At 57.7% G+C, this 10321-nt stretch carries 12 protein-coding genes; 8 read left to right on the forward strand and 4 right to left on the reverse strand.

What is annotated here, in order from left to right; all coding sequences use genetic code 11:
• The first annotated feature begins 95 nt into the window (after positions 1-95).
• The 6 genes from sufB to ACED87_RS07065 all read left to right on the forward strand — a co-directional run bounded on the left by sufB (position 96) and on the right by ACED87_RS07065 (position 6757).
• Positions 96-1553: a Fe-S cluster assembly protein SufB gene (gene sufB, locus ACED87_RS07040; protein WP_449083578.1), complete on the forward strand. Its 1458-nt coding sequence runs from the start codon at positions 96-98 to the stop codon at positions 1551-1553.
• Positions 1554-1556: 3 nt separating this feature from the next.
• Complete coding sequence (gene sufD / locus ACED87_RS07045; protein WP_449083576.1) at positions 1557-2804, forward strand: Fe-S cluster assembly protein SufD; 1248 nt, start codon at positions 1557-1559, stop codon at positions 2802-2804.
• 30 nt (positions 2805-2834) lie between these two features.
• A complete protein-coding gene (gene sufC / locus ACED87_RS07050) occupies positions 2835-3593 on the forward strand; it encodes a Fe-S cluster assembly ATPase SufC (protein WP_449083574.1) in 759 nt (252 codons plus the stop codon).
• 35 nt (positions 3594-3628) lie between these two features.
• The gene (locus ACED87_RS07055) at positions 3629-3958 is read left to right on the forward strand and encodes a metal-sulfur cluster assembly factor (RefSeq protein WP_449083572.1); all 330 of its coding nucleotides are present in this window, start codon (positions 3629-3631) and stop codon (positions 3956-3958) included.
• Between the two features lie 229 nt (positions 3959-4187).
• Positions 4188-4550, forward strand: a complete 363-nt coding sequence (locus ACED87_RS07060) for a hypothetical protein (RefSeq protein ID WP_449083570.1) — start codon at positions 4188-4190, stop codon at positions 4548-4550.
• Positions 4475-6757 (forward strand): fibrinogen-like YCDxxxxGGGW domain-containing protein, encoded by a 2283-nt coding sequence (locus tag ACED87_RS07065; protein WP_449089774.1) that lies wholly within the window; start codon positions 4475-4477, stop codon positions 6755-6757. Before ACED87_RS07060 ends, ACED87_RS07065 begins: the two co-directional genes overlap by 76 nt.
• A gap of 327 nt (positions 6758-7084) precedes the next feature.
• Here the strand turns inward: ACED87_RS07065 and ACED87_RS07070 are convergent, their stop codons facing one another.
• The 4 genes from ACED87_RS07070 to ACED87_RS07085 form a co-directional block, all read right to left on the reverse strand.
• The gene (locus ACED87_RS07070; protein ID WP_449083569.1) at positions 7085-7351 is read right to left on the reverse strand and encodes a type II toxin-antitoxin system RelE family toxin; all 267 of its coding nucleotides are present in this window, start codon (positions 7349-7351) and stop codon (positions 7085-7087) included.
• The gene (locus ACED87_RS07075) at positions 7348-7602 is read right to left on the reverse strand and encodes a type II toxin-antitoxin system Phd/YefM family antitoxin (protein WP_449083567.1); all 255 of its coding nucleotides are present in this window, start codon (positions 7600-7602) and stop codon (positions 7348-7350) included. The genes ACED87_RS07070 and ACED87_RS07075 overlap by 4 nt, the downstream gene beginning before the upstream one ends.
• A gap of 165 nt (positions 7603-7767) precedes the next feature.
• A complete protein-coding gene (locus ACED87_RS07080; RefSeq protein ID WP_449083565.1) occupies positions 7768-8010 on the reverse strand; it encodes a hypothetical protein in 243 nt (80 codons plus the stop codon).
• 116 nt (positions 8011-8126) lie between these two features.
• A complete protein-coding gene (locus ACED87_RS07085) occupies positions 8127-8921 on the reverse strand; it encodes a MerR family transcriptional regulator (RefSeq protein ID WP_449084085.1) in 795 nt (264 codons plus the stop codon).
• 26 nt (positions 8922-8947) lie between these two features.
• Here ACED87_RS07085 and ACED87_RS07090 point away from each other — a divergent pair, with 26 nt between their 5' ends.
• Positions 8948-9700 (forward strand): ImmA/IrrE family metallo-endopeptidase, encoded by a 753-nt coding sequence (locus tag ACED87_RS07090; protein WP_449084083.1) that lies wholly within the window; start codon positions 8948-8950, stop codon positions 9698-9700.
• Between the two features lie 66 nt (positions 9701-9766).
• A complete protein-coding gene (locus ACED87_RS07095) occupies positions 9767-9991 on the forward strand; it encodes a hypothetical protein (RefSeq protein WP_449084081.1) in 225 nt (74 codons plus the stop codon).
• Positions 9992-10321: the final 330 nt, after the last annotated feature.

Below are 10321 nucleotides of genomic sequence, written 5' to 3' on the forward strand. Positions count from 1 at the left end.
TTCCACCGGCCTACCCTGCCTGGCAGGGTAGGCCACTGAGAAGAAGACTTCACCGACTTACCTCGGTGAAAACCAACCCACCAAGAAAGGCCGTAATGACTGAACAGGTTGAGCGCACCGCCAACAACACCGTCATTTCAGAAATTCTGGAGGCAAACCCCGAACTCGAAGGTATCGGTACCTACGAGTACGGTTGGTCTGACTCCGATGAAGCAGGCCAGGCTGCAAAGCGTGGTCTTGACGAAGCTGTCGTGCGCGACATTTCAGCCAAGAAGAACGAACCTGAATGGATGCTGGACCTTCGCCTGAAGGCCCTGAAGTTCTTCGACCGCAAGCCCATGCCCACCTGGGGTGCAGACCTCTCGGACATCGACTTCGACAACATCAAGTACTTCGTACGCTCAACCGAGCGTCAGGCCGAAACCTGGGAAGAACTGCCCGAAGAAATCCGTAACACCTACGAGAAGCTCGGCATCCCCGAAGCAGAACGTAACCGCCTGGTTGCCGGTGTTGCCGCCCAGTACGAATCTGAGGTTGTCTACCACCAGATTCGTGAGGACCTAGAAGCCCAGGGCGTCATCTTCCTAGACACCGACACCGCCCTCAAGGAACACCCCGAATTCTTCGAAGAATACTTCGGCTCAGTGATCCCTGCCGGTGATAACAAGTTCGCAGCCCTCAACACTGCTGTATGGTCAGGTGGCTCCTTCGTCTACGTACCCCCAGGAGTACACGTAGAAATCCCCCTGCAGGCCTACTTCCGCATTAATACCGAGAACATGGGCCAGTTCGAGCGTACCCTCATCATCGCCGATGAAGGCTCCTACGTTCACTACATTGAAGGCTGTACTGCTCCCATCTACAAGACCGACTCACTGCACTCAGCAGTTGTTGAAATCGTGGTCAAGAAGAACGCCCGCGTCCGCTACACCACCATTCAGAACTGGTCCAACAACGTCTACAACCTGGTGACCAAGCGCGCCATCGCCTACGAGGGTGCCACCATGGAATGGATCGATGGCAACATCGGCTCCAAGGTCACCCAGAAGTACCCGGCTGTATACATGGTTGGTGAGCACGCCAAGGGTGAAACCCTCTCCATCGCTTTTGCAGGTGAAGGCCAGCACCAGGACACCGGCTCCAAGATGGTTCACATCGCCCCCAACACCTCATCCACCATCGTCTCTAAGTCTGTGGCTCGTAACGGTGGCCGTGCCGCCTACCGCGGCCTGGTGCAGGTACGCGAAGGCGCCTCCCACGCTAAGAGCTCAGTGGTCTGTGACGCCCTGCTGGTGGACACTATCTCCCGCTCAGATACCTACCCCTACGTAGATATCCGTGAGGACGACGTCACCATGGGCCATGAGGCAACCGTCTCCCGCGTCTCAGAAGAACAGCTTTTCTACCTGCAGCAGCGCGGCCTGCCCGAAGACGAAGCCATGGCCATGATTGTGCGCGGCTTCGTGGAGCCTATCGCCCGCGAGCTGCCCATGGAATACGCGCTTGAACTCAACCGCCTGATCGAACTCCAGATGGAAGGATCCGTAGGCTAAATTATGGCTAAGACAGAAAACCAGGGGCACAACAACCCCGCGATTCCCGGCATGGACCAAGAAGGTGAAAAGCTGGCAACTGAGCTAGCCACCGACGACACCATCCGCGTCTCCAAGCACAACACCGACAAGGTCGAGATTGATGGCTCCCGCGCCGAGCGTAAAACCTCCTACAAGGTTCAAGACTTCCCCGCCCTGACCGGACGCGAAGAAGACTGGCGCTTCACCCCGCTCAAGCGCCTGGGCGGCCTGCACACCGATGAACTCACCGGTGCTGCCCCCACCCTAGATATCGATGCGCCCGCTGGCGTGCAGGTTGAAACTATCACCCGCGATGACGCCCGCATCGGCTCAGCCGGTATCCCCGAGGACCGCGTGGCAGCTAACGCCTGGAGCACCTTCACCCAGGCAACTGCTATCACCGTACCCGCTGAGGCTGAGCTGGAAGGCCAGATTGAGGTTGCTATCAAGGGTACCCACAAGGACGCTGCCGCCCAGCACATCTTCATCGAGACTAAGCCTTTCTCTAAGGCTACTGTCGTGCTGCGTCACACCGGCTCAGCGGTACTTTCCCAGAACATTGAGTTCAAGGTGGGCGACTCCTCTTCACTGACCGTCATTACCGTTCAGCAGTGGGAAGATGACGCTATTCACGCCTCAGCCCAGTACGCTTCTTTGGGTCGTGACGCTAAGTTCAAGCACATCAACATCTCCCTCGGTGGCGATTTGGTGCGCCTTACCCCCTCCACCAAGTTCACCGCCCCCGGCGCTGAAACCGAGATGTACGGCCTCTACTTCGTCGATGCTGGCCAGCACATCGAGAACCGTCTCTTTGTGGCCCACACCGAACCTAACTGCAAGTCCCGCGTCACCTACAAGGGTGCCCTGCAGGGCAGGGGCGCTCACTCTGTTTGGGTTGGCGATGTGCTCATCGGTAAGGACGCAGAAGGCACCGACACCTACGAGCTCAACCGCAACCTGATTCTTGAAGATGGGCCCCGCGCTGACTCCGTGCCCAACCTGGAAATCGAAACCGGTCTGATTGAAGGTGCCGGTCACGCCTCCACCACCGGTCAGCTCGATGAGCAGCACCTCTGGTACCTGCAGGCCCGCGGTATCCCTGAGGCTGAGGCCCGCCGCCTGGTCGTCCGCGGCTTCCTCAACGAGATCATTCAGCAGATCCGCATCCCTGAGCTTGAAGAACAGCTCACCGATGCCCTCGAAGCTGAACTCGCGATTTCTAACAACTAAAGCTTTACCTCTGTACAGGAGAAACACATTATGGCAACCCTTGAAATCAAGGACCTCCACGTCTCGGTCATCCTGGATGACGAAAACACCAAGCCCATCCTCAAGGGCGTTAACATCACCATCAACTCCGGTGAAATCCACGCCATCATGGGCCCCAACGGCTCCGGCAAGTCAACCCTGGCTTCCACTATCGCCGGTCACCCCAAGTACCAGATTGACTCCGGTGAGATTCTGCTCGACGGTGAAGACGTCACCGAAATGTCCGTTGATGAGCGTGCCCGCGCTGGCCTCTTTTTGGCTATGCAGTACCCGGTAGAAATTCCCGGCGTCACTATGAGCAACTTCCTGCGCTCAGCAAAGACCGCCGTCGACGGCCAGGCACCTGCCCTGCGTACCTGGACCAAGGACGTCAAGGCAGCCATGGAAGAACTTTCCATCGACCCGGCTTTCATCACCCGTAACGTCAATGAAGGCTTCTCCGGTGGTGAGAAGAAGCGTCACGAGATTCTTCAGCTTGAACTGCTCAAGCCCAAGTTCGGTATCCTTGATGAGACTGATTCCGGCCTGGACGTCGATGCCCTCAAGGTCGTTTCTGAAGGTGTGAACCGCGCCCACCAGGCTAACGACATGGGCGTTATGCTCATCACCCACTACACCCGCATCCTGCGCTACATCAAGCCCCAGTTCGTTCACGTCTTCGTGGACGGCAAGATGGTAGACCAGGGCGGCCCCGAGCTCGCAGACCGTCTTGAAGAAGAGGGCTACGAACGCTACCTGGCAGCCAAGTAAGGCTACCTGTCTCTACCGAGAGGACAGTACAGAACATGTCAGAAGCTCCCGCTGGTGCCCCCAGCCAAGAAGCTATCGAAGAAGCCCTGATGAACGTAATTGACCCCGAATTGGGCGTCAACATCGTCGATCTAGGTTTGCTCTACGGTATGCGCTGGAACGATGAAGGCGCTCTTGTGCTCGATATGACCCTCACTACCGCCGCCTGCCCCCTGCAGGATGTTATCGAGGAGCAGGTTCAGCAGAATCTAGAAACCATGCTCGATGAGTGGCATGTGAACTGGGTCTGGATGCCCCCTTGGGGCCCTGAGCGCATCACCGAGGACGGCCGCGACCAGATGCGTGCCCTGGGCTTCAACATCTAACCCCTGCGGTTACCCCATCAGGACGCCGCCCCACACCTTCCTGCCCTAGGGCAGGGCAGTGCAGGGGCGGCGTCCTTCTTAATGCTCCCTCTGTGGGCTAGTTAGTGGATGGGCGCCCCAGCAATGACCACACTCTGAGGTAGGCGCAGCAGGTGCCCTAAACCCTAAGCTAGATGTACACACATTGAACTGCCCCGCACCTGCGGGATCTTTGCCTACTAGGGAACACATGGAACATCAAGACACTTCGGCGCGCCTGCCGAAGCGCACTATCGCGCGCAATCTTTGGGCTGCAACCCGAACCCAGCTCACAGCCCCCTTCTCCATCAAAAAACCTAACCTGCTCACCCAAGCCGGGGTAGGTGCCCTGACCCTGGCCACCGCTGTGACCCTCCTACCGGGGGCAACCGCAGCAGATACCTCCACCCCTGATGGGAAGACCAGCGAAACAGCGGCCGCCAGCTGCTGGGAAGCTAAACAGACTAACCCCGCCGCCACCAGCGGCACCTACTGGCTCTGGACCCCAGAGCTGGCAGCCCCCCCCAGCAGTTCTACTGCGACCAAGAAACGGACGGCGGCGGCTGGGTCATGATTGGCCGCGGCCGCGACGGCTGGGAAGAGAACTATAACGGCAAGGGCAAGCCCTCCGAGCTCTACACCAACCCCGACGGCACCGATGCCTTCACCCCCGTCCAGCTACCCTCCACCACCATTGACGCACTCATCGGCAACCAGAAAGTCTCAGACCTTACCGAAGGCTTCCGCATCCGCCGGGCCGCCAACGCCGAAGGCACCAAATGGCAGAACATGACCGCAACCTGCGTCAACGCCGCTGACTGGACCTGGGCACTCTCAGGCAACCAGACCTGGCGGGACATCAAATTCCGGGGCGACTCACCCACCACCAGAACCTCCTTCAGAAACATCCCCTCAGTAACCGGGCAGATGATGAGGTCAGGGCACCCCATGTACCACGTAAACTTCCTGGGTAACCGCACCCAAGACTGGCGTATAGGTTTCGCCTACGGCCCTGGCGTCCGCGGGGCAAACAATGAGAGCACCCACCTCTGGAGCAAAACCGGCCCCGGCGCCCTACCTTTCTCCCAGGTCTACCTGCGCCCCAAACTGACCCAGGCTGACCTGAACCTGACCAACTACACCGATACCGGAGTAACCGGCTCGACCCGCCGGGCCCTACCCAACTCATACTCCGCTAAGGTCACTTGGCGCACCAGCGAGGCCACCGGAACAGGTAGGCGCAGCGAGCTGAACACCTACGTGCAGGCCATCACCCAGGTCGGTGATACCGTCTTCACCGGCGGCGACTTCGCCTGGGTAGAGAACGCCGCAACCGGCGAAAAGGTGCAGCAAAAATTCCTCGCCGGGTACGATGTGCATACCGGTGAACTAGTACGCACCTTCACGCCCACCTTCAACGGCCAAATTAAGGCCCTAGAGGCCCTACCCAACGGCACCCTAGCGGTAGGCGGCGAATTTACTGAAGTCAACGGCGAGAAGGTCGCTGGCCTGGTTATTCTTGACCCTGTCACCGGCCAGATCGACCGCAGCTACAACTTCGGCATCTCAAGCCGCCGCGCAGGGTCCGTCACCAGCGCCCGCACCCTGGATGTGCAGGGGGACTACCTCTACGTTGGTGGCTCATTCTCGCACGTCGTCAACACCGGCAACGGTGCCACCGGCTACTCCCGTAACGCTGGCCGGTTCAGTTTCAGCGCCAATAAGCCCGACGCTAGCTGGCGCCCCTACATTAACGGCTCGGTCAATGGCCTCTCAGCAGCAGATGATGGTGCCACCGTTGCCCTTGCAGGCTATTTCAGCGAAGTCAACGGCACTAAGACCTGGAAGCTGGCCCAGCTGAACACCACTGACAGTAATGTCGCCCAGATGTGGGTGTGGGACCCGTCCTTCCCCACTATCCGCCGCCAGGGCTTCCAATACGATGTTGAAGACACCGGCTCAAGCGTGTGGGCTGTCGGCTCAGAGCACATTATCCACCAGTACGCCAAACACAATATGACCCGCACCTACTCGGCCATCAGTATCCGAGGCGGCGACTACCAGGACCTCTACGAAGATGAGGATAACAAGGTTATCTACGGGTCCTGCCACTGCGGCAACTACCTCTATGAAGGCTCCGACACCTGGGGCCGCCCCTGGGCCAACAAGGGCTTCTTCAACCTGCACTCCATCCGTCTCTCTGCCGCCTTCGACGCTGAAACCGGCCATGTGCTAGGCGAATTTGCCCCCAACCTGAGTGGCGCCCGCGGGGACGGGGTCTGGGAACAGTTTGTGGACTCCACCGGCACCCTCTGGGTAGGTGGCGACATCAACCGCTCCCAAGGCGCTTACGGTACCCAGCAGACCGTGGGCTTTGCCCGCTTCACCCAGCGCGACGTTACCGCACCAGCAGCCCCGCACTCCCTAACTGTGCGCACCGATGGGGCTACCGACGTCCTGACCTGGTCTGCTGCCAGTGGTAAGGCCACCTACCAGGTGCTACGCAATAACCGGGTGATCGCAACGACGAACAGCACCACCTACTCGGTAGCTCACACCGATGGGGCCCGCTACTTTGTGCGCTCTGCGGACGCAGCTAGCAACTTCTCAGCCTCAACCCCCGTGGCCCTGGCACAGCAAGCTCAGCAGCCACTTGCCCCGGTCGAACCAGCTCATGCCCCTGCCCAGGAACTTGAGCAGGAACTTGGACCCAAGGGCGAAGCGGATGCTGAGCTAGGTAACGGCCCAGGAATAGAGCTGGGTGCTGACACCCCCAAGTAGGCAACTCAACCCCACCCTTAGCCGCTAAAACCTTTAGCCCTAAAAACTCCCCGTGGGCAGACCACTACCGTCTGCCCACGGGGAGTTTTCTCTATGCCAGCAGCCCAGCGTGCGTCATATCGCTGAGCGTGCACCTGCCATGCGCACGCTCAGCGATATGACGCACGCTCGGTTAGGGGCGAGACGTTTGTTAGTCCCAGCTGGGGTTGGCCAGGTCTACTCCGGCACGTTCCGCCGTAGCGTTCCTCAGCTTCTGCCTGGTAATTGGCGAAGTTGGCGTTGCCGAGGATCTTGCCGATGTCGGTGGGGGGGGGGTAAGTCTGTTTTCTATTTTTTATAGACGTCTCGCCGGTGACCGATTGTTAGAACCAAGATGATGAGTCGTCCTTCTTCGACAGCGTAGATTACCCTGTAGTTGCCAACTCTAAGTCTGAGTTCGCCGTCTCCTCCAACTATTTTCTTGATCCCTGGCGGGTATGGGTTTGAAGTAAGCTCTTGGATTTTCTTGGCAATGCGGGTCTGATCGTTTTTATTGATTTTGCGCAGTTCTTTTGCTGCAGAAGGTTTGAAGGTAACTGAGTAGTTATCTGTCATGAGAGCTTGATGCCAAGCTCATCCATGAGCTGGTCAAAGGGGATTTCGTCTTCTTCTTGGCGGGCTTGACGGGCTTTGGCTGCATCAAGTTTGTCTTCGAGTGCTTCGAGTGCTTGATCGAAAAAGACGGGGGAGACAAGGACGGCTCGGCGGCGGCCTCTGCTTTCGATAGCAATGGGTTCTCGCTGTGCTTCATCGAAGTAATGGCCAAGGTTCTGGCGAAATTCTGCTGTTCCAGTAGATGTAGTCATGTACTAAATGTACATTACGTACAAGGTTGAGGGCTAGAGTTGAGCAGATTATTTTTCGACCCTTGATTGTAGCCCTACCTAGGGTTTGGGTTATTAGGGTGTCTCTTCGGTATTTCCACGTAGCCCGTGGTGAGGTTTGGTTGCTGGGTATCGGTCGATTTCGCCTCAGATAGGGGTGCGGCCGAGCAGGAGTTTTTCCCGCCAGTAGTCCTCCACGAACCAGAGGTGCCCGACCACGCCGGTCAGGGTCATGCTGGTGGGGAGCAGAAGAGTTGCAAGGACGCTCTCATCCAGCCAGGTGCCGTCCGCGCCCTGGTACTTACGCAAGAATTTCCCCTGTTGAAAACGGATATAACCGAGCACCAGCTCTTTTTCGGATCCGGTCAGGGGCGGGTCTGTAAAGGGCATTTTCATAGGGTCAGTTTACCGGCAGCGTAACGAGCGTGCACCAAATCGCTGAGCGTGCGCATGGTCGGTGCACACTCAGCGATATGACGCACGCTCGGTTAGGGGCGAGACGTTTGTTAGTCCCAGCTGGGGTTGGCCAGGTCTACTCCGGCACGTTCAGCCTCTGCCTCGATAGCGTCGGCCAACCACCGGGCTAGGCCTGGCTGCTGGGTCTCGTAGTAGCTGGTGAACCGCTCGTCGCTGATGTAGCCGCGCGAGATCAGGTAATGCTTGGCGGGGGTGACGGGGAAGAAGGCGCTGAGTACCTGGCGGTGGGCGCGGACGAGCTCGCCCGCCTCGGCGCTGTCCGTCGGTAGGCCGCGGCGCACGGCGTCCGCTAATTTTCCGTCCAGCTCAGCAGTGCGATTCTTGTAACCGGCCCAGTCGGCCTGGCTCCAGTTGGCGGTGCGTTGCTGGGTGGTGGCCCAGTCATCTGTACCGGTGTAGCGTTCCTCAGCTTCTGCCTGGTAATCGGCAAAGTTGGCATCGCCGAGAACTTCGCCGATTTCGGTGAGGGTGAGTTTCTTATTCGTCATTTCGATCTCCATGAGGGTGTCGATAGCAGCAACCATAGCGGAAAGCTGCTGTTGTTGGTCCATGAGGGCCTGGCGCTGCCTGCGGAGGTGCTCCAGGCTGGTTGAGCTACTGGCCAGGGCTTCTTTAATGTCGGTGAGTTTCATGCCGGTTGCCCGGTAGATGTGGATCTGTTGCAGGGTCACAATATCGTCGTGAGTGTAAAGCCGATAATTCGACCAGGTACGCTCAGCAGGGGCAATGAGCCCGAGGGATTCCCAATGATGCAGGGTGCGCACCGTGACACCGAGAGCCTGCGCTACTTCCCCTACCGTGTAGAGGGTTTCTTGATTCTTCATGTTTCCATTGTGGGGCCTAACGTGGCGTGAGGGTCAAACAAGATGAGAACTGCGGTTGCTTAGCTCAAATTCTGGGGTACCCGGTTGAGTATTTTTCACGCCAACCGCAGACTGCGGTTGAGGTTGACGGTATTAATTTTAGAGCTGGCCGTGCGGCTACTCGTAGCGCGCGTGATTTTGCCGTTGCAGCAGGCGTTACCGGTATTGAGGTCATGCAGTGGGTGGAGGATAAGTTCACCCTACCTTCAATTGTCGTGTCCTCATTCGAGGGAATAGCCCCGAGGGTAGCTGCTCAGTTGCTTCGTGAAGAGTGGGGTCTAGGTACTAAGCCTCTACCGAATTTGGTGCAGTTGTGCGAGTCGCGGGGTATTAGCGTGATGGTGCTTCCAGATGCTGCCATGCAGGTCGATGGGTTCTCGCTCTGGTATGAAGGTAAGCCCTTTATTTTTATTGCTCGGCAGAAGACGCCCGAGCGGGCTAGGTTTGATATTGCTCATGAGCTGGGGCATCTTGTGCTGCACCAGTTTGCTCCTGTTGATGATTCTTTGGCTGTGCAGGAGCGCGAGGCGGATGAGTTCGCGTCTGCCCTGTTAATGCCGGAGTCGCTGTTGGCTGAGTATCTTCCTCAGAATGCTTCGGCGGACGACCTTGTAGAAGCTAAGTACATTTTTCAGGTATCTGCCTTTGCCTTTAGTACTCGTCTGCGACTTGTGCAGGGGGAGAGCAAGGCCGAAAAGCATAGTGAGAGCGGACGCCCGGCCCTGCGCGTGGTGCGATGAGCGGCGCCCCGCATCTGTCAGATTATTTCTGCTTCAATACTTGAGGATGATTCACTGGCTGAGCGTATGGTCGCTGTTTTCCCCTGGATGTTAGCGCTCGATGCTGGGGACCGTGAGCTTTGCGCCCATGAACTGATCGACACTGCCCGAGCTGCTTTTGCTACCAACCAGCCAAAGACTTTACTGGTAGGGGTAACGAGCTGGTTTGAGTCCGCAACTGCCCTTGCTGCTGGGCTGGATCAGGTGGAGGCAGAGTTGTTGATTGAGCCTGTGAACGTAGAGATTCCTTGAAAAACTAATTGCTTTAGTCGTCGCTAGCGGATGAACAAGCCTGTCTAATATTGCTATGATAATCGAAGATGTATTCGAGAGGTGATGCATGATGGCAGGCCATCAAAATCTTGTTCCAGGAACGAAGTTCCATAGCCGGTGCGAGGAATGCATAGAGACCGCGCCGGCGATTAGGTATCACTTGGATGAGGAACGGCAGCTGGAGGCAATCGACAGGCATATTACTTGTTCTTCTTTTTCTAAGAATAGTCCTTGAGGCTTATTCAAAAGTCCCACCCGCAGCCAAAAACACCAACCCCCGCACCACCGCAAACACCCGCCCATACAACC

The organism is Rothia sp. 32237D007AR (genome assembly GCF_053544675.1).

Bases quoted from the DNA above. Each gene is read 5' to 3' on its own strand.
- sufB (WP_449083578.1), top strand. From the start codon at position 96: ATGACTGAACAGGTTGAGCGCACCGCCAACAACACCGTCATTTCAGAA.
- sufD (WP_449083576.1), top strand. From the start codon at position 1,557: ATGGCTAAGACAGAAAACCAGGGGCACAACAACCCCGCGATTCCCGGC.
- sufC (WP_449083574.1), top strand. From the start codon at position 2,835: ATGGCAACCCTTGAAATCAAGGACCTCCACGTCTCGGTCATCCTGGAT.
- ACED87_RS07055 (WP_449083572.1), top strand. From the start codon at position 3,629: ATGTCAGAAGCTCCCGCTGGTGCCCCCAGCCAAGAAGCTATCGAAGAA.
- ACED87_RS07060 (WP_449083570.1), top strand. From the start codon at position 4,188: ATGGAACATCAAGACACTTCGGCGCGCCTGCCGAAGCGCACTATCGCG.
- ACED87_RS07070 (WP_449083569.1), bottom strand. From the start codon at position 7,351: ATGACAGATAACTACTCAGTTACCTTCAAACCTTCTGCAGCAAAAGAA.
- ACED87_RS07075 (WP_449083567.1), bottom strand. From the start codon at position 7,602: ATGACTACATCTACTGGAACAGCAGAATTTCGCCAGAACCTTGGCCAT.
- ACED87_RS07080 (WP_449083565.1), bottom strand. From the start codon at position 8,010: ATGCCCTTTACAGACCCGCCCCTGACCGGATCCGAAAAAGAGCTGGTG.
- ACED87_RS07085 (WP_449084085.1), bottom strand. From the start codon at position 8,921: ATGAAGAATCAAGAAACCCTCTACACGGTAGGGGAAGTAGCGCAGGCT.
- ACED87_RS07095 (WP_449084081.1), top strand. From the start codon at position 9,767: ATGGTCGCTGTTTTCCCCTGGATGTTAGCGCTCGATGCTGGGGACCGT.